This window comes from Pseudarthrobacter sp. CC12 (assembly GCF_039907755.1).
Classification (GTDB): Bacteria; Actinomycetota; Actinomycetes; order Actinomycetales; family Micrococcaceae; genus Arthrobacter; species Arthrobacter niigatensis.
Genome location: NZ_JARDJH010000031.1, coordinates 36,919 through 60,947 on the forward strand (window position 1 = coordinate 36,919; position 24,029 = coordinate 60,947).

Genomic DNA, 24,029 nt, shown 5'->3' on the forward strand with positions numbered 1-24,029 from the left:
TCCCCGGCTGCCCTCTCCCTGCAGCCGCCCCTCTGGAAGGAACCACATTTATTCATCCAGCACTTGTGGCCGCCACTCCATGCCCGGCGCTGTGACGGTGGATTCCGGAGCCTCCCGGGGGATGCTGCAGACAACGCAGATGGTGTTGTGTTCCGGACCAGTCACCCATTGGTGGGACTCCTCCAGACGGTATTCATACCGTCCGCCGAGCTCCTGGAGCCGGTTCAGCGCCACGCTGGCATTTTCCCATGAACTCCAGAAGCCCACTAGCCCGCCGTCATCCCTGGAAATGGCGTTACACCCGCCGTCGCCCAGCCGGGCCGCGGCGCCCAGGCCTGCCGGCTAGTCACCGCCATACACCGCCCTGTATTCGTCCTCGGTTGCCATGTACTCACCACCCCGTCCCGGATCAGGCGGCCTTCTTTTGCGGTGCGAGGAATACCTCCAGCGCCTGGAGCGTGGCCACGGCATCATGGAACGCCGGGTTTTGGTGCGGGTGCAGGCGGTCCAGCAGGCCGCCGTTGTGCTGGAGGCGGCGCCGCGCGGTGCGGACGGCACGGACGGCGAGGTCGAGGTCTTCCGGGCGCCGTGGCAGGGGCGATGTTCATGCACTGGATCGACGCAAGGGCAACGGCCAGGACGTTCGCGTCGAGCTGCTGCCCGGCTGCGCGGTGGCCGCGCAGCCGGGAGGCAAATGCGTCCCAAATGTCCCGCGCTGCCGTCCGTGCCACCTCTGTCCGGGCCTGGTTCGCCGGCAGCCCCTGGTCCAGGAACTCCTGATAGAGGGAATCGAACCGGACGGCCAGCTCTTCGGCTTCCTTCCCGGACCCACCGGCAGGGGCTGATTCGGAGATGAAGTTGGAAGGGTGGAGCAGCATTGCGCGCCGGTGCGCTGCTTCTGCCTGCGGCAATCGGGCGGGACGGAACGTGAGGATGTGAGCGGACATGCCGGTCCTTTCAAAATCCAGGCGGCCGGATGCGGCTGCGCACCGGCGGGCATCCCAGCGGATGCCTCCGGCGGAAAGTCACTGGGGGTACGACGGGCTGCTCTTGCCCCGCACTGAGGGGACTTGGATGCTGCCCCCACCAGAATGCCAAGCGACCGCAGTCCGGCTATAGGGCTGAAGGTCCTGTCATCGCAGGGAGTCCCGCCACCGATCAGGGCGGACGGGGGCTTAATGCCCTGTTGTGGGCTTTGGGGCCGCCCTAGCCTGAGATAGGCAGCGCGGTGCACGGCCGCATGCCGGAACCGGGAGGTGCACGGTGAAATCTGCAAACACCAGCGTCATCGCGGGCGTGATCCTCATTGCCCTGGGCGTGCTGTTGCTCCTTGACCGGCTGGGCGTCATGGACACCGCGGCATTCACGGCGCCGCTGATCTTCACGGCCGTGGGGGTTCTGTTCCTGTCCCTGTTCATCCGCCGCCGGGAGAACTGGTGGGCGGCCATCCCCGGGTCCGTGTTCCTAGGCCTGGCAGCGGTTGTCGCCGCCACCCAGCTCACAGGGGGTGCCTGGGGGCTGCTTTCCTGTTCCTTTTCATGGGTGCCGGATTCGCGGCCGTTTTCGTGCGCGAGCGTACCAACTGGTGGGCACTGATACCTTCCGGCGTCATGTTCACGCTGGCGCTCATCGTGGGCCTCCCGCCGCAACTGCAGGGAACGCCTACCGCAGCCATCCTCTTCCTCGGCCTGGCCGCAACTTTCGGGCTGCTGTCAGCAGTCCCGGTCCACACCACGGACACCGCCGGCAGCCATGCGGAGCGGATGAGGTGGCCATTGATCCCGGCCGGCATCCTCGCCGTCATGGGGCTGATCTTCGTTCTCCAGGCAACGGCGCTGCTCATTCCGGTGGACGTTGCCTTCCCTGCGGTGATGATCCTCGCCGGCCTCGCCCTCATGGTGTACGCGTACCTGGCTCACCGCGACGGGCGGCAGAAGGCGCACCGCCCGGGACCGCGCGCAGGCTAGAGGACCCGCCCCGCCAGATGGCAGGTCACGGCAAGCGCATTGCCGCCAAATGCCATCTCGCGGGTCAGTGCGGGCTAGGAAAGTGCCTGCGCCCCTGCCCGGTCCCAGTGCGCTCGCAGCAGCGCCGCGACCCGTTCGGGTTCCGCACGGTGCGGGGGATCGAAGTGGTGCCGTCCGGGAAATACCTCCAGCCGGTAATCGGCGAAGACGCGGGACAAGCGGGCGGCGTTGTCCCCCTGCTCATCCGGGCTGCTCATGCCGCCGAGGACAAAGAGCACCGGCTTTTCGAAGGCAGCCAGCCGGCTGCGGTCCAGGTCATATGTTTCGAACGCGTGCAGGAACGCGCTGATGCCCGCCGGCCGCTTGGCCATCCATGGCGGGGGTGGGCCGGGCGGCGGAGGCGGCAGGACGGCGTCGGGCTTCACCTGCAGCCGCATGAAGGATGCCATGAATTGCTCCGGCGGAAGGGCCGCCAGTTCACCGTACCGGTGCCACAGCCGCGTGTGCTCGGGGCTCCAGTCCCAGGCGCCCGCCCAGGCCGGCTCCAGCAGGGCCAGGCTCAGCAGCCGTTCCGGGTGCCGGGCTGTGAGCGCCAGGGCCGCTGCACCGCCACCCGAATAGCCCAGCAGGTGGAAGGCATCCCAGCCGCGGGCGTCCGCCTCGCGGAGCACGCCGTCTCCCTCTGTGTCCAGGCTCCAGCCAGGCGGTGGCGCGTCATCTCGGTAGAGCTCCAAGTCCTTGGCCACGGCATCAACGCTTTCTCCCAGGGCTCCCAGCAGCGCGCCATAGGCAGGACCGGCGGGCAGGACACTGCCGGGAAGCAGGATCACGCGGTACGGTTCCACGACAATGGCTCCTTCAGGCGGCCCGTCAGCCGCGCGCTGCCAGATGTGCTGGTTTCCTCCCGGGGTGTTGCCGGGGTGGACACGGCTACCCGCCCGTCCGGGGCGGCCGGGTAGCGCGGGCCTTGGGCTCCTTGGCCGGCAGGGAGCCGACGTAAGCCAGCGCCTTTTCGGCCCATGCCCGCGCCCGGGTTTCGTCGCCGTCGCCCTCTTCATTCCACACTTCGGGCAGGCCGGTGTACCCGCCCATCGGTCGCTCTGCGGGCCCAAACGGCACGGTCCGTTCGGAGGACTCCAGCACTTCCTTGTCCTCCCGGGAGAGCTTCACGCCAATGGTGGATCCGAACAGCCCGGCGAACATGTTGCCGTTGACGAACGCTCCCAGGTTGCCGAACATCGGCTTGACCACCACTCCGGGATGGTCGGGGACCACGCGGCGGAACCGCGCTTTTTCTTCCTCGGTTGCCTTGGGCATCTCCATGGCTTTGCCTCCCGTCGGCGGGGTTTGTCCGCAGGATCTGGATGCAGGATATGCCCGTTTGGCGGTGGGGTCGAGGGGCCGTTCACGGAGGTCCCCGGCAGGCAACAAATCCTGCTCTGAACAGGTCAAACTTCCCGGGCCGGTGCTATACCTGACCATAGGCAACTAATTGGAGCTGCCTGGCGAAGGGCGGATTCCGAGGACCCGGTCTTTCCCGGAAGGTTGGAGGCAACGGTGCTGGCAAATCCAGCTCCGGGGCCGGCCGGGCGCAGCACGCACCCGGGCCGGACGAACGTGGGCGCGCTGGCCCCCGCCGCGTCCGCCCTCCTCGGCGTGGCCCTCCTCACCGGCTGCAGCAGCGGCATCACCGAGTCGGTGTCCACGGCCGTCAAGGACAGCTCCTCCGCCGTCGCCACCGCCCGGATCGCCCTCCGCCAGGACATGGCCGGCAAGCTGACGCGTGCCGCCACCTCCACCACGCTTGACGACGGTCTCAAGGAACTCCAGTCCAGCCGCAGCACCGTCCTGAAGCTCTCCCCGGCCACCACGGTGGACCGCGGCACCCAGAGGCAGGCATTGGATGCGCTTGACCAGTGCGCCGCCGGCTTCGCCACGGCGCGTGCGGCGTTGGCAGCGGGCGACGGCGGCACCCCCTCCCTCGCGGACGGTGACAAAGCGCTCGCGGATGCCCAGGACGTCCTGAAGCAGCTCGAAAGCACGGTGGCGTCCCCGTGAAGGCCCACCCATGAAACGGCTCCTCCGCGTCGCACTCGGGATCCTCACCGCGATTGGCGGGTTCGTGGACATCGGAGACCTGGTAACCAACGCCGTCGTGGGCTCCCGCTTCGGCCTGTCCCTGGTGTGGGTGGTGGCCCTCGGCGTGCTGGGGATCTGCCTTTTCGCCAACATGTCCGGCCGGGTGGCTGCCGCGTCCGGCCGGGCCACGTTTGAGGTGATCCGCGAACGGCTCGGCGCCCGGGCCGGGCTGGCCAACCTGGCGGCGTCCTTCCTGATCAACCTCATGACCGTGACGGCGGAGATCGGCGGCGTTGCCCTGGCGCTCCAGCTGGCCAGCAGCGTCTACTACCTGCTCTGGATTCCGGTGGCGGCGCTGGCCGTGTGGCTGGTGGTATGGCGCGTCCGGTTCTCCATCATGGAGAACGTCACAGGCCTGCTGGGGCTGACCTTGGTCATCTTTGCGGTGGCACTGTTCCTGCTCAAGCCGGACTGGGGCTCGCTGGCCGGGCAACTCACTCCCGCGGTGCCGGAGCAGGAAACGGTGTGGACCTACAGCTACTACGCCATCGCCCTGTTCGGCGCCGCGATGACCCCGTACGAGGTGTTCTTCTTCTCCTCAGGCGCTGTGGAGGAGGGGTGGACGGTGAAGGACCTGCTCCAGGAGCGGATCAACGTCCTGGTCGGATTCCCGCTTGGCGGCTTGTTGTCCGTGTCCATAGCCGCGTGCGCCGCCGTCGTCCTGTTGCCCGCCGGCATATCGGTGACGTCGCTGTCCCAGGTGATCCTGCCTGTGGCGGAGGGCGCAGGAAAGATCGGCCTGGCGCTGGTCCTGCTGGGGATCGTGGCGGCGACTTTCGGCGCAGCCCTGGAAACCACGCTTTCCAGCGGCTACACCCTGGCCCAGTTCTTTGGCTGGTCCTGGGGCAAGTTCCGCCGCCCGGCGGAGGCCGCCCGCTTCCACCTGTCCATGATTGTGTGCCTGCTGGCGGGCATCGCGGTGCTGGCCACCGGGGTAGACCCCGTGCTGGTCACCGAGTACTCGGTGGTGTTTTCCGCCATTGCGCTGCCCTTGACCTACCTGCCCATCCTCATCGTGGCCAACGATCCGCAGTACATGCGCGAGCATGTGAACGGACGGGTGGTCAACGCGCTGGGCATGGTATACCTGGTGATCATCCTGGTGGCCTCCATAGCCGCCATCCCCCTCATGATCGTGACAGGAGCTGGCGCATGACAGCCCAGCCTGGCCCGCTGCGTCCCGCGCCGAAAGTGGCCGGGCGGATCCTGGATGCGCAGCTGCACCTGCTGGACCGGCAGGTTTTGGACCACGACGGCGTTCCGGTCACCACCGTCGACGACCTCGAACTGGCAGGCCCTGCCGTGGATGATGCCATTGAGCCCGGAACACCCGCGCCTGTCCTTAGTGCGCTGCTGACCGGGCCGGTCCTGGGGACGCGCGTCTTCGGCGGCAGGCCGCCGTCGTCCCGGCTGATCCGCATTCCCTGGAAAGACGTGGCGGAGGTGGGCGTAGTGGTTCGGCTGGGCGTCAGCGGAGAGTCGCTGGATGCAGGCTGGGTGGAACGTTGGGTACGGGACAAGATCATTGCGCGCATCCCGGGAGGCCGCCATGATCCTCGGTGACCTGCTGGGCAATACCGTCCAGGATGCCGACGGCGGGTGGCTGGGCCGCGTGGCCGACGTCCGGTTTGCGTTGGACGGCACCGCGCACCAGCTGATGGCCGAGCCGCGGCTGCTGGGCCTGGTCATCAGCCCGCACAGCGCGGCATCTTTCCTGGGCTATGAACGGAACGGACTCACCCGGCCGTGGCTGCTGGCTCGAATGCTCCGGTGGCGGCACCGCGGCGCGTTCCTGGTGCTTTGGGAGGACATAGCGGTGGTAGGCGCAGGCTCCGTCCGGCTCCGTCCCGGGTACACCCGCTACAGCACGGCACTGCAGGATGCGGCGGAGGCGTGATCCGGACCCGGCAGGCATGCAATTAGGTATGCGTCAAATCTCCTGTAGTGTAGATCCTGTTGTTGTGTTTATGCAGTTGGTAGTTCAGGCAGTACGCGCGGTCGAAAGTCCGTGTTCTTCTGAAGTAGCGGTTTTTGAACACCCCACGCCGGAGGGCCCGAAAGTCGGGACGTTCCCTCCACCTTCACGAAGGACAAAATTAATGGCTACTGGTACCGTCAAATGGTTTAACGCTGAAAAGGGCTTCGGCTTCATCTCCCCGGACGACTCCTCGCAGGACGTGTTCGCGCACTACTCCGCGATCAACTCCTCCGGCTTCCGCTCCCTCGAAGAGAACCAGAAGGTTTCCTTCGACACCGAGCAGGGCCCCAAGGGTCCCCAGGCCACCAACATCCAGGCTCTCTAATTTCCTAGGGATCCGGGACCGTTAGGTTTCCAAGCAGGGCTTGCCGTTCATGAACTGCTCCCCGAAAGTTGGACTGAAAATTCAGTTCTGACTTACGGGGAGCAGTTTCATGTTTAAGAGCAGTTCGCTGTCTGAGGAGCAGCGGGATGCCGCGGTGGCGTTGTTTGAGATCGGTTGGGGCTCGAGAGCTGTGGCCACAAGGCTCGGTGTGGGTCGGAAAGCTGTCCTCCGCTTGCACGACAGATGGCGCGTTCGTGGAGATACTGCTCTTGTGACCAAGCCAAGCAGCCGAGTGTATTCCTTCGAGTTCAAGCTCAACGCTGTGCAGCGGTATATCGCTGGCGAGACCAGGGTCGCCCTGGCCAAAGAGCTCGAACTGTCCTCGCCACATCTGATAGCCGTGTGGGCGGGGCAGTATCGTGCTCAGGGCGAGGAAGGCCTTCGTCCGAAACCTAAGGGCCGCCCAAGGAAGAATCCAGATACGCCGGCGCAGCCGGAACCTGAGCTGCAGCGGCTGCGGCGTGAGAACGAAAGGCTGCGTGCGGAGGTTGCCTTTCTGGGAAAAGTAAACGCCTTGAGGGACGAGGAACGGCGCTGAAGGTTCGCGCTGTCATCGCTCTCAAGGCTGAGCACCGGTTAGAGGTTCTTCTGGATGTGGCGGGGTTGGCCCGGTCCACGTTCTTTTACCACCAGTCCCGGCTTAGTGGCCCGGATCCACGAGCCTCCTTGAAGGCCGCTATTACGGAGATTTTCAAGAAGAACCATGGCCGGTACGGGCACCGCCGGGTGCACATTGAGCTGGTCAAGCAAGGGTGGAGGGTCGCCAAGAAGACTGTGCTGAAGGTGATGCGTTCGCTCCGTCTGGTCTGCAAGGTCCGGAGCAGGAAGCGGTACAACTCCTACCAGGGCGAGCAGGGCATCCTTGCCCCGAACCTGCTGAAGCGGCAGTTTGAAGCGGATGCTCCAAACCAGAAATGGGTTACCGACGTGACCGAATTCAGTGTTGGTGACCGGAAGCTATACCTCTCACCGATCATGGATCTGTTTGACCGGCAGATCATCTCCTACACGATCGGAACGTCGCCCAACCTGGAGCTGGTCAATACCTCGTTGCGCGCCGCCTTGGCCACGCTGGAGGACGGACAGAAACCCCTCGTGCACTCCGACCAAGGGTTCCAGTATCAGCACAATTCTTGGCGCACACTCTTGGCAGACGCCGCCGCGGTCCAATCGATGTCCCGCAAAGCCAACTGCTACGACAACGCCGTCATGGAGAACTTCTTCGGACACCTGAAGGAAGAACTCTTCCACCGTGTCCGGTTCCTCAGCATAGAAGCGCTAGAAACTGCACTGCACGAGTACATGCATTGGTACAACACCGAAAGAATTTCCACCAGACTCAAGGGATTAAGCCCGGTACAGTACCGCGCTCAAAGGCTTGCGGCCTAGGCCATCCAGTTACCGCTGGGGCGATAGCAGCCCCGTTTCCAACTGTCGTGGTGTCGGTTAGGGTTGGGCCATGACGCGCAGCGGGCGCCGCAACTATGGGTTGCGTATGACGGACTGGATGGGCTTGACCGAGCCCGGGAAAAAGCCGGAGTTGCCCGGGCCACGAGCCCTTTTGTTCCAGGTCGTCGGCTGGTTCGTGTCAGCTCTGATCTGGTTGTTTCTTGCTACTCGAACAGAGGGTGAAATGCGCGTCTGGTACGTAGTCCTGGTTGCGCTCTCCCTTGTCCTGACAGTGGCAAATCTCGTCATGCTAGGTCGGTCCAGGAAGCGCAAACACAGATCACAAACGGATTGAAAAGCTCCCGATAGTCTCACTCAACAGTTCTGGAGACGTACCCGCAACAGAACTTCGACACACGAAAGGCTCCGTCCCAAGTGGGACGAAGCCTTTCGTGACGAGCCGCTCATAGGCCCCCGTTCGAGATCTCGTATATTGAGAGTCCAACTTTCGGGGACCAGTTCATTCATCGGCAGGCCCTGCTTTTTGTTAAACCGGCAATGGCATCCGGCTAATATTTCCTCCTCGACAAAGGACTGTTGAAGGAGCAATCTATTAGGTGCGTACGTACGCAGCGTGCCAATCCCACGCCTACGGCGGCGTTTGGAAAACTCCAATGACGCGGCACCAGATGGGGTGGTGCATGTCCGGCACGTAAGTCGGCCGGCACCAGCTGCCCGCGCTCCCCGGCATCGGCAGCTGGCACCTTCACTCCGAAAACAGCGGCCCGTCCGGCCAGTTGTCCACTGCGTTGGACCGGCTGCAGCTGTTCATCGCCTCTGGCCGATGGCAGTTCGAGAAAGCATTCCTATGAAGAATAATCGGGGAATCAATCCAAGATTCAAGATATTGTCGTTCATCGTTGCATTCGCTGTTTCACTGCTGGCCTCCATGGCCGTCGCGGGACCGGCCTCGGCCGGCGACGGGGGCCACCGGACCTGGCACGTGCAAGTGGGCTCCGAGTCCAGCGACCAGGAAATCCAGGGGATGGCGTTCCTTCCCTCGGAGATCTTCATCAACGAGCGGGACACCGTCATGTGGCACGCAAACGCTGCGGAGATCCACACGGTGACCTTCCTGGCGGCGGGCCAGCCGCTGACGGACTTCAATCCATTCGATCCCAATGAACTGGGACCAGTCGGTGGGGCTTCCTACGACGGGACGCACTATTACAACTCGGGCATCATGGCCAACGTGGACGTACCGGGCTTCCCGGCCGTCAAGGACTACAGCCTGACGTTCCCGCGCGAGGGTAACTTCACCTACTATTGCCTGGTCCACGGAAAGATGATGAAGGGTACCGTCCACGTGCGCGACCGTGGCACCGATTACCCCTACAACCAGGGTGACTACAACAGGGCATCCAGGGTACAGGCGCAGTCCATCATTCGTGACGGCGAACAGCTCGACGAGTCGCTGGCCGAGCAAGCAAGCAACCACAAGGTCATGGCGGGCGGTGACGACGGCGTGGCGATGGTCATGCGCTTCGTCCAGCCAACAGTGACGGTGCACCGTGGTGACTGGGTGACTTTCGCGAACACTGGCATGGGCGCTCCCCATACCGTCACTTTTGGCAACGAGCCGGCGAACATTTTCGCCCCGTCCGGCGACCCGACGGATTTCTCGGGCGGCGACCTCAGTTCGGGAATCCTGCTGCCGGGCGCGGTTTTTAAGGTGAAGTTCCAAACGGAGGGCACCTTCAAGTACATCTGCGCACTCCATGACTACATGGGCATGGTGGGCAAGGTGATTGTCGTCGACTGATGAAATCTGGTTACGTGCCCGGCTGGAGCATCTGTTCCAGCCGGGCACGCCGGTGCTGCCGCCTGCCGGCGCGGGCAGGCCTACGCGCCGGCGGTGTCCCCGGGCTGCCCCGCCGCGGATGACCGGCCGGGGTGGGGGTGGCCCAGTGCGGTTGAACCGGACGCCGGTGAGAGGCCCAGGCGCCTGACGACTTCTGCGGCTTCTTCGGCGGGAGTGCGCCCGACATCCACCACGATGGTGTTCTCGTCCGGCCCCGGCGGCTCAAGCGTGGCGATCTGCGAATCCAGCAGGGACGGGGGCATGTAGTGGTCCATCCGCGCCGTCAGCCGGCGGCCGATCTGTTCCTTGGAACCGGACAGGTGCACGAAGACGACGTTTTTCTCGCGGAGCCGGTCCCGATAGATCTTTTTCAAAGCTGAGCAGGTGATGATGCCGGGGATGCCGGCCATCGTGTGCTCGATGATCCACGAGGCAATCGTGTCCAGCCAGGGCCAGCGGTCCTCGTCGGTCAGCGGGATCCCGGAAGCCATCTTCGCCACGTTTTCGGCCGGGTGCAGGTCATCTCCTTCCTCCAGGTCCCAGCCGAGCTGGCCGGCCAGGATACCCGCCACCGTCGACTTGCCGGACCCGGATACGCCCATGATGACCAGGACCGGCTGCTGGACGGAGCCGGGAGTGATCGCGGCGTCCATCAAGGGATCACCACGGACAGGATCATGACCAGCGCGAACCCGACCACGGAGATGAGGGTTTCCATGACGGACCAGGTTTTGAAGGTCTGGCCAACGGTCAGGCCGAAGAGTTCCTTGACCAGCCAGAAGCCGGCATCGTTCACGTGGGAGAGGAACAAGGAACCGGCGCCCACAGCGAGGACCAGCAGGCCTGCGTGCCCGGGGGAGAGGCTTGCTGCGAGGGGCGCTACGATGCCTGCCGCCGTCACCGTTGCCACCGTGGCTGAACCGGTTGCGAGCCGGATAGCCACTGCGATAAGAAAGCCCAGGACCAGGACGGAGATATTGGCTCCGGTGGCCCATTTGGCAACCGCATCGCCCACTCCGGCGCCGATGAGGGTCTGCTTGAAACCGCCACCTGCGCCCACGATCAGGATCACGGCTGCGATGGGCCCGACGGAGGCGCCGATCTTGGCTCCGATTTTGGTGCCGGTGAAGCCGACGGCGTAGCCGAACGTCACCAGGGCCAGCAGGACCGCCAGGGTCATGGCAACCAACGGTTCACCGATGAAGTCGAAGAAGACGCGGGCCGCGCTTGGGTTCTTGGCGTTGGGGTCAACAATGTCCACCACGGCCTTAAGGAGCATCAGCACCACAGGGAAGACGATGGTCAGCAGGGTGATGAGGAATGTGGGCTGGCGCTTGACGTCGGGGTCGGCCTGGGTGTGCTCGGTATCGATGCCGCCGGCCACCTTCGGGGCATCCACCGGGACCCAGCGCGCAGCGTAAATGGCGAACAGCGGGCCGCAGATGATGACCGTGGGAATGGCGATCAGGAGCCCTAGGGCCAGGGTGATGCCCAACGGGGCGTTCAGGCTGGAGATGGCCACGAGGGGGCCCGGGTGCGGCGGGACAAGGCCGTGCAGGACGGAGAGGCCGGCGAGGGCCGGGATGGCTACGCGCATCAGCTTCCGGCCCGACCGCTGGGCCACCAGGACGATGACGGGCAGCAGCAGCACGAGGCCGATTTCGAAGAACATCGGCAAACCGATGATGACGGCGACCAGGGCCATGGCCCAGGGGAGGACCTTCGGGGACACTTTGCCGAGCAGGGTGTCCACGACGCGGTTGGCGCCGCCGGAATCTGCCAGGAGCTTGCCCAGCATGGCGCCGAGCGCGATCAGCAGGCCAACTTCTTTCAGCGTGCCCCCCACGCCGTCTTCGAAGTTGCTGATGACCTTCCCTAGTTCAACCCCGGAGGCGAGGCCGACGAACGCCGATCCGAGGACCAGCGACAGGAAGGGATGGAGCTTGAGTTTTACGATCAGGAATACGATCAGCGCAATGCCGATGGCGGCGACTACGACCAGTTGGGTGTCGTGTCCGTTCCACGGCTCTGTGGCGGCGGGAAGGAGAAGGGATTGCATGTTGCTTCCTCGATATGGGGTAGGGCGGCCAACGAAACTGGTGGCTGCCGCAATAAGTATGACGTATGACACCCCAAAAGTGAATAAGTAGGACATTTACTCCTGCCTGCAGGTGCGCCGGACTGCCTCCCAACGTGCCGCGATGCCGCCGCGGGGCGGCGGGGAGGCCAGCGCCCGGGAACACCTGCCGTCCCGCCGTCGTTATCCCCCTTGGCGTGCCATGCCGGCGCGCCGCCGGCCAACCAAAGGACACCCCGTGACTGCTCCACGCACCATTGTGATTACCGGCGCCAGCGACGGCATCGGAGCCGCAGCCGCGCGGACGCTGGCCAGGGCGGGGGAGCAGGTGGTCGTGGTAGGCCGTTCCGCCGAGAAGACCCGCGCCCTGGCCGGGGACATCGGCGCCGACTACTACCTGGCCGATTTCGCCCAGCTGTCACAGGTCCGGGACCTTGCTGCGAAAATCAAGGACAAGTACCCGCGCATCGATGTCCTGGCGAATAACGCCGGCGGGATCATGGGCAAGCGGACGCTCACCGTGGACGGCAACGAGTCGACGTTCCAGGTCAACCACCTGGCGCCGTTCCTCCTGACCACCCTTCTCATGGACACCCTCACTGCCAGCAGCGCCAAGGTGATCAACACCTCCAGCGCCGCGAACAACTTCGGCAAACTGGACCTCTTCGACCTCAATGCCGAATACGGATACAGCACCAACCGCGCCTACGGCACGGGCAAGCTCGCCAACATCCTCTTCACTTCCGAACTGCACCGCCGCTTCCATGACCAGGGAATCACGACGGCGGCATTCCACCCGGGCGTGGTCCGCACCAACTTCGCAGCGGAGTCCGGGAGTCCGTGGCGGCACGCCTACACCACCTTGCTGAACCGCTTCATGCTGAGCCCGGACCAGGGGGCCGACACCATGCTCTGGCTCATTAACGGCACCGCAGGAACGGACTGGATCTCCGGCGCCTACTACGCCAAGCGGGCCCTGGCCAAGGCTTCCGCCCAGGCCTACGACGCTGAACTGGCGCGCGGGTTGTGGGAGAAGAGCGAAGAACTGGTCAAGGTCCGCGCCTGAGTCGCTGCGGGTCCTACCGCTCGCAGCCCACTCCGTCGTGGTCCGCGTCCAAGCCGTAGATATCGCGGCCAATGACCTGGACGGGCCCGCGCACGTACGCCGGCCCGTTGCCGCTACCGCCGGCGCAGTCCACATCTGAAGCGATGGGCACGCACCCTGAGTAGTTGGGGTCGCAGCCTGGATTCGTCCCCGGCACGGGCTGAGCCGCCGGCGCGGGAGGCGCGGCGGCCTTGGCGGCCGCTTCCGCTGCGGCCTTTGCGGCGGCCGCGTCCTGGGCTGCCTTGGTTTCGGCGGCTTGCCGGGCTGCAGCCTCTCCAGCGGCTTTGTCTGCGGCATCCTTGTCCGCCGCAGCTTTGGCAGCAGCTGCCTTTTCTGCCGCTGTTTTCGCTGCCTGTTCGGCTGCTGCCTGGTCGGCGGCCGCTTTCGCGGCAGGAGTTGCCGTGGCGGCTTCACTGGCGGGGCTGCCAGCAAGGGACAGCGAAGCCTGGGTTGAGCAGCCGGCCAGCATGAGGACGACGGCAGCCCCGGCCCCGACGCGCAAAGTCACCTGCCGGGGCCCTGCCGTGGCAGGCGCCTTGTCCCTTCGGTACGGGCGGAAAGGCAACGGACAGTTCCGGAAGGCAGGCATGCGTCCCCCAATGGCGTGTGCTGGATGCGGATGGCACGGCCAGCGTAGCTTCGCCTTCTGGCGGAGAACGGATTAAGCGCAAATCTTGAGCCATTAACGGAGGAAGCGCTGCCCGGCTCCTGCCGGGCAGCGCTTCCGCCGTTCATGCTGTGAAGAGGGTTATGTCATTGGCCCGCGGGGTGCCCGTTGTGGGTGATCGAGGCGACCGCGCCTGTCTGCTCGTTGAGCAGGACCTTGTCGTTGCGCTCGTGGTGGAAGTTGAACATTGCCTCCATTGACCCGGCGGTCGCATCGGCCGAGGAGTCGCCGACCTGTCCGGTGTGCCAGTTGTCCTCAATGAACTTCAGGATCGAGGCCTGATCTGTTTCAGTGTGGTCCACGAAGTTCTTCTTCGCGAAGGGGGAGATGACCACCAGCGGCTGGCGGGGGCCGGGTCCGCAGCGGTCGGCGTAGCCGCCGGCCACGGGGACGCCGTTCGCTGCGGCGTTCTGGCACCATGCGGCGTCGTCGGGGCTGTTGGAGGCGTTCTTCACCTTGGCGGCGACGTGGTCGTACCAGCCATCGGAATCGTCGTAGGCGAGGACGATGGCGGTGTCCTCCCAGTTCTTGGACTGCTGGATCTCGTTGACTGTCTTGGTGACGAAGTTCTGCTCATCGACCGGGTCCGAGTAGGCGGCGTGGCCGTCCTGGAAGTTGGAGGCCTTCAGGAAGGACACGGCAGGCATATTGTCGCTGTTGACCACCTTGCTGAAGTCGGTCAGGTCGTACTGGTGGTTGGCCTGGCCGTTGTGGCCGATTTCTGCGTCGTTCGCCGGGGCGAGATGGTGGGGGTTGGCGGTGGAGGCGTAGTACTGGAAGGGCTGGTGGTGCGGGTTGTAGTCCGTGCTGGAGACGCCGGCTACGTTGTTGTGGGTGCCCTTGCAGGCCGCCGGGGTAGTGGCAGTTGCCGCTGTGGTGGGCGCGAAGCCGCCCTGGAACCAGCCCCAGGACACGCCCTGGTCGTTGAGCAGGTCGCCGATGTTCTTGCCGGTCATGCCGGCCAGGTTGTTGGCCTTGGCGTGGCTGTTGTTGGAGCAGTCGTCGTAGACCGGGTCCGGGTCATTGATCATGGTGCCGACGCCGTTGGCGTCCGGGACGCGGACCGTGTAGTCGCTGGCGGTGGGCTTCACCGGCTGGCCGGCGGCGGTGAATTCCTTCACGCCGTGGGTCTGGCCGGAGACCAGGTTCAGCGCGCCAGGGGTTGAGGGGCCGAAAACGGTGCTGAAGTGGTTGTCGCTCATGGCATAGTTCTGGGCGTAGTTCCAGATCCCGCTGACCGTGTTGCCGTCGTAATAGTCCATCGTCAGCCCGGGGCGCCCGTACTGGTTCGGTGCACAGGCGTCCTTGCTGGTGAACTCCACGAATTTATCCATCAGGCCGCCGTTGTACGCCTTCTGCTCGGCCGTGTACTCATGGTCCTGGTCGCAGGTGACAGCCTGCATTGGGGACAGCCGCGCCGGCTGGACGGAGTTGGGGTTGTTCGGGGCCAGCAGGCCAGCGCTGGCGAGGGTGTTGATGTCCTTGGGGGTGTCCTCGGATGCCTTGAAGGCAGCCGCTGCGGTGCCGGTACCCTGTTGGGTTTCGCCAGGAGCGTTGGCCGCGTTGGGGTAGGTGGCGAAGTAGTGGTCAAAGGAGACATTTTCCTGGAAGAGCACCACCACATGCTTGATCGGCGTGGCGGTGTTGCCCTGAGCCGTAACGGCAGTCGCGGGTGCGGCGCTGAAGCCGACGAGTCCGGCCGTCAGGGCTGAAGCGGCGAGTGCTGCCGCGCCGGTGGCGGCTGCAATTCTTTTTCGGGTGGGGGGTGCCATGGATGGCATGGGGTATCCAATCGTTTCAGGTGATGCGGGCGCCGCGGGGAGCGGCGGGTCTGGGGCTATTTGGCCGGGGTGACGTCGGCTTCGTAGGTGAGGATTTCCGTGCCGTTGCCTTCTTCACCGTTGTCCGGGGCCACCGTCATGCTGAGGTGGTTGCCGTCGGCGGTCATTTTGAACGGGTTGCGGGTGGCCACGTGCCCGGCGGTGGACCACTGCTGGAACGGGACCTCGCGGGTCACCTCATGGGACTTCAGGTCGATCATCGCCATGCCACCCAGTTCATAGGTAGCTGCTGTGCCCCCGGCGGAGGGAGTCTGCGGGAGGTTGGTCACTCCGGCGCAGAGCATCTTCGCATTGGGTACGTACTGGCAGTCCTGGTAATCGATGAAGTAGTTCGGGTTTTCCCACGTGGACAATTGCTTGCCCTGCAGGTCCCACTCCGCGAACCGCCGGGAGCCCCAGGTGTTGCCCACCAAGTGTCCGGTCTGCTTGTCCAGGACAATGCCGCCGAAGTGGTCCTTGACTTCGAACTGCTTGTGCACGTCCAGGGTCTGCGCATCAACCTTGTAGATGATGGCGCTGCTGTCCGGCCGGTACTGGGCCACCGGCACCCACACGTTGGTGCCGTCAAAGTCGATGCCACCGGGGTGGTACATGTCGCCCTCGCCAAGGGTGATGTCCTTTTGCAGGTTGCCGGCCTTGTCCATGACGAACAGATGTCCGATGCCCTTGCCGGGCGTGCGGTCGTAGCCGCCCTGCGGAGTGGGGTACTTGGCGGTGGGTTCGAAAATCTGCACGGCCGAGAGGAAGATGTGGTCCTGGCTGTAGGCGATTCCCTCTGTGTGGTAGGTGGGGAAGTTCAGTTTCAGCTTGGACGTCTGCTGCCAGGCGGTGTTGCGGTTGACGGCGTCGAACGCGTTGGCCAGTTCCGTGGAGGTTTCATGGTGGGTTCCGGCGGCTGGGCTGGTGCCCTGCTCCGGGACATTGGCCTGCGCCGCGGCAGCGCCGGCAGCCGCGCAGGCGGCAACTATCAGCGACGCGGCCAGGGTCAGGGCGCGCCGGTTTGGTGTGGAGCTCATGGAGGGGGCCTCTTAAGGTTGGGGTCTCAACAGGAGCTCTCAAGTTACTAATGGGTAATGAACCGGGAGTGGCGGCCCGGTGAACGACGGCTGGCGCCGGGCTAACGGGTTGGCGCGCGGGGCCGGTGCCTAGCCGCTGTTCCGGGCCATGGCCTCGCCAATGATCCGGGCGCCTTCGGGATAGGCGCCCGGGTTCGGGCCGGAATAGTTAAGGCGGATGAACGCTCCGGCGGACTCGGCCGGGAACCACTCGGTGCCGGCGGCGATGATCACTCCGGCGTCCTCGCAGTCGCGCGCCAGCCTGGGAAGGTCGGTGGTGTCCGGGAGGCGCACCCACAGGTTGAGCCCGCCTTTGGGCAGGTTGTCGATGTGTGCCTGCGGGACGTGTTCCCGGATGCTGGTGGCCAGCAGGTCGCGGCGGGAATGGAGCTGCTGGCGGAGGCTCCGCAGGTGGGTCTGCCATCCTGGTTGCGTGACCACGTCCAGTGCCGCAGCCTGCAGGAGTCCGCTGACATACATGGACTCGGCGGCGCGGTGGCCCAGGATGCGTTCGCGCGCCGGCCCGCGCACGATCACGGCGGCAATGCGGATGGCCGTTGACACGCTCTTGGTCAAGGATCTGATGTAGACCACGTGGCCGGAATCATCGCGCGTGGCCAACGGAAGGGGGTTTGAAGTGATGCCGAAGTCGTGGGCCCAGTCGTCCTCCACCAGGAACGCGCCGTGCCGGTGGGCAACGTCCAGGATCTCGTCGCCACGGCCCGGCGCCCACTGCCCGCCCGTGGGGTTGGAATAGTTGGGCTGCACGTAGAACGCCCGCGCTCCAGTCTCCGTAAAGGCGCGGTCAACGTCGGCGGGGTCCGGGCCGTCCGGCCCGGTGGGCACCGGGACCAGCCGCACCCCGGTCTGGGCGGCGGCGAGTATGGCGCCCCAGTACGACGGCGATTCGATGAGCAGCGGCTGCCCGGCGCCCACCAGGGCCCGGAAGATGGAGCTGAGTCCGCTTTGGCTGCCCGGCAGCACGATCACGTCACTGGGCGTTGGTGGCGTGGTCCCGGACGGGGTTGCCGAGCCGAGCTCCTGGGCGAACCACTGCTGCAGTTCGGGCATGCCGGCGGCAGGTGGCCGGGACAGCGCGGCGTCGCCGCGGGCAGCGCGGGCCAGTGCGGACCGGACCAGCCGCTCCGGCAACAGCTCCCGGTCCGGGTAGCCGGAGTGGAACCAGATGGCCTCGGCGGGGACCGTCCGCATGGTGCCCGACGACGGCGGAAGCGGCGATGAGGGAGAACGCAGCGCCGCGGTCTGCCAGCCGTAGTCCGACGGGCGGGCGGTGCGTACGGCGCGGACGAACGTCCCGACGCCGGGCCGGCTGTCGATCAGGCCCTGCGAAGCCAGTGCCTGCAGGGCTTTCTGGACCGTCACCGGGCTCGCGTGGTACTCGGCCACCAGTTGCCGGGTGGAGGGCAGTTTCGCTCCCGGGGCCGCTTCCGCAACCCACTGCCGGAGTGCCGCCACGATCCTTGAACTGCTATCGTTGTTCATGAGAGAACATAGTAGCGCTACTGTGCTGGAGAGCCCAGTGATACTGTCCCGGCGGTCCTCCGGGATCTGGTGGGGCCTGATGGGTGTCGCGGCCTTCTCCTTCACGGTTCCCTTCACCAAGGTGGCCGTCGCCGGCCTGCCGCCGTTGTTCATCGGTTCCGGCCGTGCAGTGGCGGCCGCCGTCCTTGCCGCCGCAGCACTCGCGATCACCCGGCAGCGGCTGCCGCGCCCACGCACCTGGCTGCGCCTTTCGCTCGTGGCCGGCGGCGTCGTCGCAGGCTTTCCTTTGCTTACGTCCTACGCGCTTACCGCGGTGCCGGCCGGGCACAGTGCCGTGGTCATTGCGCTCCTGCCCGCCGCCACGGCCACTGCCGCGGTGCTGAGGACGGGGGAGCGGCCAACGGCGGCCTTCTGGGCCGTGACTGTACTCGGCTCGTTGGCAGCGGTTGCCTTCGCCTTCCTGCAGGCGGGCGGTATCGGCCACCTGCACTGGGCGGACCTCCTGCTGCTCGGGGCCGTGGCCTGCGCCGCCGTCGGATATGCGGAGGGTGGCCTGCTGGCCAGGGAAGTCGGCTCGTGGCAGACCATCGCCTGGGCGCTGGTCCTCGCCGCGCCGGCCATGCTGGTCCTGGCCGCGGCCTCCGTCCAGGGCCAGCCGCCGTCGGCCAGTCCAATCCAGTGGGCGGCGTTCGGCTACCTGGCCGTGGTGAGCATGTTCCTTGGCTTCTTCGCCTGGTACCGCGGCCTGGCGATCGGCCCTATGGCACAGGTGAGCCAGATCCAGCTGCTTCAGCCCATCCTGAGTATCTGCTGGGCCGCGCTCCTGCTGGGGGAGGCACTGACGTGGACCACCGCCATCGGCGCCCTTGCCGTCATCCTCTGTGCCGCGGCGGCCGTCCGCGTCCGGCTCAAGGCAACCGCCTGACCACCTGAAAGGACTCCCATGTACATTCCTTCCCATTTCGCCGCCGAACCCGACGCCGTCCGGAACCTGTTGGCGCACCCCGGCGCTGCCAACCTGGTGACCATGACCGACGGCGGCCTGCTGGCAACGCTGCTGCCCTTCGCGTTCAATCCGCAGGTGGGGGAGCACGGTGCCCTCCAGGCGCACATGGCCCGGAACAACCCGCAGTGGTCCACTGCGCCTACAGGTGAAGCGCTGGCCATCATCCAGGGCCCGGACGACTACGTTTCTCCGTCGTGGTATGCCTCCAAAGCCGAACACGGCCGGGTGGTCCCCACCTGGAACTACAGCACGGCGCATGTCTACGGGGAGCTGGTGGTCCATGACGATGCCGGCTGGCTGGCATGGCACGTCCGGCACCTGACGGCCTTGCATGAGGGCGGCCGGCAGGATCCGTGGGCCGTTGACGACGCTCCGGGGAAATTCGTCGCCGGGCAGCTGCGCGCGATCGTGGGCGTGGAGCTGGTGGTCAGCCGGATCGAGGCGAAGGAGAAACTGAGCCAGAACCGCTCCGCAGCCGACGCCGCGGGGGTGGCGGCGGGCCTCCGGTCGATCGGGCGCGAAGCCGGTGCGGCCGCCGTCGAACGCGTCCGCACCTGAGCCCGGGGCTACCGGACGGCGCTAGGCCGTCCGTTCCAGCAGCACCATGACCTCGTAGTGCGTGGTCTGCGGGAACATGTCCAGGACACGGGCACGCCGGGCGGTAAAGGAAGGGAGCGCGGCCAGGTCACGGGCCAGCGACTGGGCGTTGCAGCTGGAGTACACCACGTGCTGCACGTCCGAGGACTCCAGCCAGCCGCACAACTCCTTGCCGATGCCGCGCCGCGGCGGGTTCACGATCACCAGGTCCGGTGACCGCTCCGCCGCGAGGGCGAACGCGGTGGCGTCGCCGGCCTGGAACTCCATGCCTGCCAGGCCAGCCTCGTCACTGCTGAGCCGGGCCGAGGCGATCGCCTCGCTGCTGGTCTCGATGCCGGTGACTGTACGGGACGGGGCAGCGCTGTGCAGCGCGAAACCGCCCACGCCGCAGTACAGGTCCCACACCGAGGCCGGCGCCAGCTCGTTGACCCACTCCCGCCCCTGCCGGTACAGGGCCGCGGCCATGCCGGTGTTGGTCTGGAAGAAGCTCTGCGGCCGCAGGTGCAGGTTGATGTCATTGACCCGCATCTCCAGGGTGGACTGCTCCGTCAGCAGGATCTCGCGGTCGCCTTCGAGCACCGCTTTGTGCTCCGGGAGCAGGTTGACGGAGACCACCTTGACCTGCGGCAGGTCGGCCAGGAGTTCGGGGAGGTGCTTCCGGATCCGTGGCAGGGTCTGCTCGGAGCGGAGGACCAGGCGGAGCATCACCTCACCGGCGGGGGACTCGGTGATGATGACGTGCTTGAGTTCCCCGGTGCGTTTCGGAACGTCGTAGGGGGTCAGGCGGAGGCGGCGGATGTAGGTGGCCAGCACCGGGAAGACGGCGCGCAGGCCGGGGGAGCAAACGCCGCATTTGCGCAGGTCCACGCCGTGCCCGTCAGCGTCGAGGATTCCGATGGTGGGGTTTTGTGCCGTCCCGCCGATCACCATCTTGGCTTTGTTGCGGAAGCCGGACTCCTGGCTGGCCACGGGCTCCAGCCACTCCAGTTCCGTGTGTCCGGCGAGGAGGGCCTGGCAGTGCAGCTGCTTGCCGGCCAGCTGTTCGCCGTACGGCCTGCCCATGTGGGTGCAGGAGCGGCAGGTGCCGGCATCAAAGTAGGAACAGCGCATGACTGCACAAGTTTACCCGGTCGCCTTCCCGGCCAGGACGGGAAGGTGCGACGACGGCACTTGGGGAAGTGCCGGCGTCGTCCGTTGTGCCATCACTTAAGGGCGTCGCAAACGTCAAGTGCCCTGCCCGTTGTGCTCACCAATTTGAAGGTGCCCATTGTGTCGATCGTGTACACGATCTTCCCGGTGTACTGGGTTGTGGTCGGGCCTGCGGGAACATCGGTGGGGAACATGATCAGCCCGTTGTGCCCAGTGGCCGTCACCGTTATGGTCCCGTCAGGGTTGAACTCGGTACTAGTGACGGAGCCATCCGTCCTGATGCTGATGGATTTTCCGTTGTTCAAGTTGGTGTACGTATTCAGCGTCCCTTTCCCTGCGCTCAGTACGCGTACGGGATTGCCCGACCTGTCGTAAAAGTCCCTCTCGATGAGGTTTCCTCCCGTAGCATCCCATCTCAAGGGAAACGCACACCCTGTTCCGGCTGGAAAATCCATACGGGTGTCTGCGTTAGCTGCCTGGGCGGGGATCACAACTGCCGCCGCGGCAAGGGTGGCCGGGACCAGCGTGCGCATCATCGTCGATTTCATCGGAGTTCCTTTCATTTTTTGCGGATGGGCACTGCAACCATCCCGCGTGGGACTTAAGCGATCCTTAATTGGCTTGCGGGCTCTGGACCGGGGCCAGCACCGGGAGCATGATTGGGGTTGATGTGGCGCGCGTCATCCGCGTCGCCACGGGCAGGCGCTGGGGCCGCTGGTCGGTTGGTCCGCCGGGGCTGGACGAATTCGTATCCGGTCCGGACGGCTGCTCGTGAGGGGCTGTGCGATGGGTGCACTGCGGATAGGGGCCCTCGGGCCGCTGGATGTCATTGCCGGCGGATCGCCCGTTGTGGTCAAAGGCGGCAAGCAGCGGACCGTCCTGGCATGCCTTGCCCTCAGGGCGAACTCCGTGGTGACTGCCGACTTCCTGGCAGATGTTCTTTGGGGCGATCACCCGCCGGCGCGTCCGGGGCCGCAGATGCAGGTGTACTTGGCGAATCTGCGGGGACTGCTGGAACCGGGCAGGCCGCCCGGCGTGGGAGCACGCCATTTGCTCAGCCGTCCCGGTGGCTACAGCCTGGTGGTCGGGGAAGACGAACTTGACCTGCTCCAGTTCCGCTCGTTGGTAGCTCTCGGCCAGAACGCAGCCCTGGAAGGAAACCTGCCCGGCGCTGCCACGTGCTTCCGCCAGGCTGTCCGACTGTTCAGAGGGAGCCCGTTCCCGGACCTTGCCGACATCCAGGCCTTCAGAGCCGAACTGGACCAGCTCGAGGAAATGAAGCTGGACACCTACCAAAACCTGGCAGACATCGAGCTTGCCCGCGGCCGCCACTCCTTGCTGACGGGAGACCTGCAGCGGCTGGTAACCAACCATCCCTACCGTGAAAAGCTGTGGGAATCTTTGGCCCTGGCCCTTTACCGCGACGGCAGGCAGGGGGATGCGCTCGCAGCGTGCAGGTCCGCCAGGAAGGTGATGGTTCAGGATCTGGGTATCGATCCGTCAGAGCGGCTGAAGGAGCTTGAAATCCTGGTCCTGCAGCAGGACCAGTCCTTGGACGCCCCGGCCGTCGGTTTCCTGCGGCAGGCAGAGAAGGTCAACAGTGTGCCTCCTGCTGTCACGCCGATGCTCGGACGGGACTCGGAGTTTGAGGAGGTCTGTTCGCTCTATAAACAAGAGGGCTGCAGATTGGTGACGGTCACAGGACCCGGTGGAACAGGAAAGACACGGCTTGCCTTGGCCGTCGCCTCCCATATCGGCGAAACGATGGACGACGGCGTGGGCTGGGTGAGCATGGCACCGTTGACCCACCCGGAGCAGGTCCCTGCAGCCATTGCCTCCAGCCTGGGCCTTGGGGATTTTGGCGCGGACGGACCGCTCAAGATGGCTTCCCGGTTCCTGCGGCAACGACGGCTCCTGCTGGTGCTCGACAACTTCGAGCACCTGGAGAAGGCATGGCCGGTTGTGCTGGACCTGTTGACCGGGGCTCCGGAGCTGCGCATTCTGGCTACCAGCAGGAGGCGCCTGGGACTGCGCGCCGAATATGAATTCGAGCTGCCGCCGCTCGCATTGCCTCCGTTTGACCACATCCTCCCGCCTGACGTGCTTCGCGAGGTTCCTGCCGTCAAGCTGTTCCTTGCACGCGGCCGCGCTGTCCGGCACTTCGGGGTTGACGAAAGCAACGCCTCATTACTCACCAGAGTCTGCCACCGGGTAGACGGCCTGCCGCTTGCCATTGAGCTGGCAGCCGCACAACTCCGCCATCACAGCCTGGAGGAGTTGCTCGGCGAGCTCGAACAAGGGCTCACATCGCTTCCCGGGGCCTTCCGGGACCTTCCCGGAAGGCAACAGACAATAACAGCGACCATCGCTTGGAGCTACCGCTTGCTGGGCAAAGCCGAACAGGAGCTCTTCGACCACCTTGGGGTCTTTGCTGCCAACCCGACCACGACTGCCGTCCGCAGCATCTGTTGTTGTGCGGCTGATTCGGGACAGGCAGAGGATGCCGCCCTTGGTGTCCTCCTTAGCCATAGCCTGGTCCGCTGTTACACAGACACGGAAGGCAACGAACGTGTCGGTGTCCTTCATTCCATCCGTGAGTTTGCCCGGCAGCGCCTGCTGGCGCGCGCGGACGCAGATGCTGTCTACCGCCGCCATGCCAGCTACTACCTGCAACTGGCGGAGACACTGGCTCCAGCGCTCTGGGGGTACGGCCAGATAAGCGCGTTCCGCGAACTGCAGGCTGATACGGCGGAGTTCCGCTCAGCCTTGCTGTGGGCTACCGGCCAACGGGGATCTGACGAGGTGGCGCTGGGCCTGATAGGACACCTGTGGCATTACTGGGAGCTCACGGGGAACGTGTTGGAACAGTATCGAGAAGCAGTGAAACTGGTGGAGCGCGCACCGGACGTACCTCCGGCTGTGCTTGCGCCGGCACTAAGCGGGGCCGCCACTCTGTCCTGGATTGTGGGCCGGTACGACCAGGCGGCAACTTTACATCACCGGGCAGCCGAGACGTTTCGCGAGGCAGGAAACCAGCAGGGCGTCGCCTGGTCCCTTATGTGCCTTTCGGTCCAGGCAGCGCAGAGCGAAGACCTCGTCCTGGCTGAACGGCTGGCTTTGGAAGCACTTACCACGCCCGGAAGAGGTTACCGGACCCGGGTCAGCGCCCTGATCGTCCTGTCACGGGTGGCCTATCACAACGGCCGATATGACACCGCTTTGGAATTGGCGCAAGTGGAGTCCCGCATAGTGGTGTAACGCCACGGTGGTTGTCTGCGTCGTTGCTGACGTGAAGGCGGTCACCGTGTGA

General features: G+C 65.4%; 26 protein-coding genes. 14 read left to right on the forward strand and 12 right to left on the reverse strand.

The window, feature by feature from the left end; genetic code table 11:
• Nucleotides 1-48: 48 nt before the first annotated feature.
• Together PV772_RS17890 and PV772_RS17895 are read right to left on the reverse strand one after the other, a co-directional pair.
• The gene (locus tag PV772_RS17890; protein ID WP_210411278.1) at nt 49-234 is read right to left on the reverse strand and encodes a hypothetical protein; all 186 of its coding nucleotides are present in this window, start codon (nt 232-234) and stop codon (nt 49-51) included.
• Nucleotides 235-470: 236 nt separating this feature from the next.
• The gene (locus PV772_RS17895) at nt 471-947 is read right to left on the reverse strand and encodes a hypothetical protein (protein WP_246839753.1); all 477 of its coding nucleotides are present in this window, start codon (nt 945-947) and stop codon (nt 471-473) included.
• A 316-nt stretch (nt 948-1,263) separates the two neighbouring features.
• Between PV772_RS17895 and PV772_RS17900 the strand changes: the two genes are divergently transcribed.
• Together PV772_RS17900 and PV772_RS17905 are read left to right on the forward strand one after the other, a co-directional pair.
• Nucleotides 1,264-1,596, forward strand: a complete 333-nt coding sequence (locus PV772_RS17900) for a hypothetical protein (RefSeq protein WP_246839752.1) — start codon at nt 1,264-1,266, stop codon at nt 1,594-1,596.
• Nucleotides 1,566-1,967: a hypothetical protein gene (locus PV772_RS17905; protein WP_246839751.1), complete on the forward strand. Its 402-nt coding sequence runs from the start codon at nt 1,566-1,568 to the stop codon at nt 1,965-1,967. Before PV772_RS17900 ends, PV772_RS17905 begins: the two co-directional genes overlap by 31 nt.
• A gap of 74 nt (nt 1,968-2,041) precedes the next feature.
• On the opposite strand, the gene PV772_RS17910 is transcribed toward PV772_RS17905, so the two are convergent.
• Nucleotides 2,042-2,812, reverse strand: coding sequence for an alpha/beta fold hydrolase (locus PV772_RS17910; RefSeq protein WP_141161269.1), 771 nt, complete (start codon nt 2,810-2,812; stop codon nt 2,042-2,044).
• 85 nt (nt 2,813-2,897) lie between these two features.
• Nucleotides 2,898-3,290, reverse strand: a complete 393-nt coding sequence (locus tag PV772_RS17915) for a TfoX/Sxy family protein (RefSeq protein ID WP_141161268.1) — start codon at nt 3,288-3,290, stop codon at nt 2,898-2,900.
• Nucleotides 3,291-3,524: 234 nt separating this feature from the next.
• Between PV772_RS17915 and PV772_RS17920 the strand changes: the two genes are divergently transcribed.
• The 8 genes from PV772_RS17920 (at nt 3,525) to PV772_RS17955 (ending at nt 9,680) form a co-directional block, all read left to right on the forward strand.
• The gene (locus tag PV772_RS17920) at nt 3,525-4,025 is read left to right on the forward strand and encodes a hypothetical protein (RefSeq protein ID WP_141180978.1); all 501 of its coding nucleotides are present in this window, start codon (nt 3,525-3,527) and stop codon (nt 4,023-4,025) included.
• Between the two features lie 10 nt (nt 4,026-4,035).
• Nucleotides 4,036-5,262: an Nramp family divalent metal transporter gene (locus PV772_RS17925; RefSeq protein ID WP_141161266.1), complete on the forward strand. Its 1,227-nt coding sequence runs from the start codon at nt 4,036-4,038 to the stop codon at nt 5,260-5,262.
• Nucleotides 5,259-5,669: a hypothetical protein gene (locus PV772_RS17930; protein ID WP_141161265.1), complete on the forward strand. Its 411-nt coding sequence runs from the start codon at nt 5,259-5,261 to the stop codon at nt 5,667-5,669. The genes PV772_RS17925 and PV772_RS17930 overlap by 4 nt, the downstream gene beginning before the upstream one ends.
• Entirely contained in the window at nt 5,656-6,003 is a 348-nt protein-coding gene (locus tag PV772_RS17935) for a PRC-barrel domain containing protein (RefSeq protein WP_141161264.1), read from the forward strand. Before PV772_RS17930 ends, PV772_RS17935 begins: the two co-directional genes overlap by 14 nt.
• A gap of 202 nt (nt 6,004-6,205) precedes the next feature.
• Nucleotides 6,206-6,409, forward strand: coding sequence for a cold-shock protein (locus PV772_RS17940; RefSeq protein ID WP_015936345.1), 204 nt, complete (start codon nt 6,206-6,208; stop codon nt 6,407-6,409).
• Nucleotides 6,410-6,680: 271 nt separating this feature from the next.
• Nucleotides 6,681-7,007, forward strand: coding sequence for a helix-turn-helix domain-containing protein (locus tag PV772_RS17945; protein WP_236801951.1), 327 nt, complete (start codon nt 6,681-6,683; stop codon nt 7,005-7,007).
• Nucleotides 7,008-7,021: 14 nt separating this feature from the next.
• Nucleotides 7,022-7,858, forward strand: coding sequence for an IS3 family transposase (locus PV772_RS17950; protein WP_236802826.1), 837 nt, complete (start codon nt 7,022-7,024; stop codon nt 7,856-7,858).
• Between the two features lie 907 nt (nt 7,859-8,765).
• Entirely contained in the window at nt 8,766-9,680 is a 915-nt protein-coding gene (locus PV772_RS17955) for a plastocyanin/azurin family copper-binding protein (protein ID WP_347887039.1), read from the forward strand.
• An 80-nt stretch (nt 9,681-9,760) separates the two neighbouring features.
• Here the strand turns inward: PV772_RS17955 and PV772_RS17960 are convergent, their stop codons facing one another.
• Both PV772_RS17960 and PV772_RS17965 read right to left on the reverse strand, forming a co-directional pair.
• Nucleotides 9,761-10,372 carry a gluconokinase gene (locus tag PV772_RS17960; protein ID WP_141180980.1) on the reverse strand — a complete coding sequence of 204 codons (612 nt, stop codon included), beginning with the start codon at nt 10,370-10,372 and terminating at the stop codon, nt 9,761-9,763.
• The gene (locus PV772_RS17965) at nt 10,372-11,778 is read right to left on the reverse strand and encodes a gluconate:H+ symporter (RefSeq protein WP_141161262.1); all 1,407 of its coding nucleotides are present in this window, start codon (nt 11,776-11,778) and stop codon (nt 10,372-10,374) included. Before PV772_RS17965 ends, PV772_RS17960 begins: the two co-directional genes overlap by 1 nt.
• A gap of 256 nt (nt 11,779-12,034) precedes the next feature.
• Between PV772_RS17965 and PV772_RS17970 the strand changes: the two genes are divergently transcribed.
• Nucleotides 12,035-12,862, forward strand: a complete 828-nt coding sequence (locus PV772_RS17970) for an SDR family NAD(P)-dependent oxidoreductase (RefSeq protein ID WP_246839749.1) — start codon at nt 12,035-12,037, stop codon at nt 12,860-12,862.
• Between the two features lie 13 nt (nt 12,863-12,875).
• Here PV772_RS17970 and PV772_RS17975 read toward each other — a convergent pair whose 3' ends face one another.
• The 4 genes from PV772_RS17975 to PV772_RS17990 form a co-directional block, all read right to left on the reverse strand.
• Nucleotides 12,876-13,409 carry a hypothetical protein gene (locus tag PV772_RS17975; RefSeq protein ID WP_347887040.1) on the reverse strand — a complete coding sequence of 178 codons (534 nt, stop codon included), beginning with the start codon at nt 13,407-13,409 and terminating at the stop codon, nt 12,876-12,878.
• A gap of 245 nt (nt 13,410-13,654) precedes the next feature.
• Nucleotides 13,655-15,349: an alkaline phosphatase family protein gene (locus PV772_RS17980; protein WP_307360674.1), complete on the reverse strand. Its 1,695-nt coding sequence runs from the start codon at nt 15,347-15,349 to the stop codon at nt 13,655-13,657.
• A 56-nt stretch (nt 15,350-15,405) separates the two neighbouring features.
• Nucleotides 15,406-16,425, reverse strand: a complete 1,020-nt coding sequence (locus tag PV772_RS17985) for a DUF6454 family protein (protein ID WP_347887041.1) — start codon at nt 16,423-16,425, stop codon at nt 15,406-15,408.
• 129 nt (nt 16,426-16,554) lie between these two features.
• Nucleotides 16,555-17,967, reverse strand: coding sequence for a PLP-dependent aminotransferase family protein (locus PV772_RS17990; RefSeq protein WP_347887042.1), 1,413 nt, complete (start codon nt 17,965-17,967; stop codon nt 16,555-16,557).
• Between PV772_RS17990 and PV772_RS17995 the strand changes: the two genes are divergently transcribed.
• Together PV772_RS17995 and PV772_RS18000 are read left to right on the forward strand one after the other, a co-directional pair.
• Nucleotides 17,966-18,892, forward strand: a complete 927-nt coding sequence (locus PV772_RS17995) for a DMT family transporter (protein ID WP_347887043.1) — start codon at nt 17,966-17,968, stop codon at nt 18,890-18,892. The genes PV772_RS17990 and PV772_RS17995 overlap by 2 nt on opposite strands.
• Nucleotides 18,893-18,910: 18 nt before the next feature.
• Nucleotides 18,911-19,531 carry an FMN-binding negative transcriptional regulator gene (locus PV772_RS18000; RefSeq protein ID WP_347887044.1) on the forward strand — a complete coding sequence of 207 codons (621 nt, stop codon included), beginning with the start codon at nt 18,911-18,913 and terminating at the stop codon, nt 19,529-19,531.
• Nucleotides 19,532-19,552: 21 nt separating this feature from the next.
• Here PV772_RS18000 and rlmC read toward each other — a convergent pair whose 3' ends face one another.
• Both rlmC and PV772_RS18010 read right to left on the reverse strand, forming a co-directional pair.
• Nucleotides 19,553-20,680 (reverse strand): 23S rRNA (uracil(747)-C(5))-methyltransferase RlmC, encoded by a 1,128-nt coding sequence (gene rlmC / locus PV772_RS18005; protein ID WP_347887045.1) that lies wholly within the window; start codon nt 20,678-20,680, stop codon nt 19,553-19,555.
• A gap of 92 nt (nt 20,681-20,772) precedes the next feature.
• Nucleotides 20,773-21,267, reverse strand: a complete 495-nt coding sequence (locus PV772_RS18010) for a hypothetical protein (RefSeq protein ID WP_347887046.1) — start codon at nt 21,265-21,267, stop codon at nt 20,773-20,775.
• A gap of 238 nt (nt 21,268-21,505) precedes the next feature.
• Here PV772_RS18010 and PV772_RS18015 point away from each other — a divergent pair, with 238 nt between their 5' ends.
• The gene (locus PV772_RS18015) at nt 21,506-23,977 is read left to right on the forward strand and encodes a BTAD domain-containing putative transcriptional regulator (protein WP_347887047.1); all 2,472 of its coding nucleotides are present in this window, start codon (nt 21,506-21,508) and stop codon (nt 23,975-23,977) included.
• Nucleotides 23,978-24,029 lie beyond the last annotated feature (52 nt).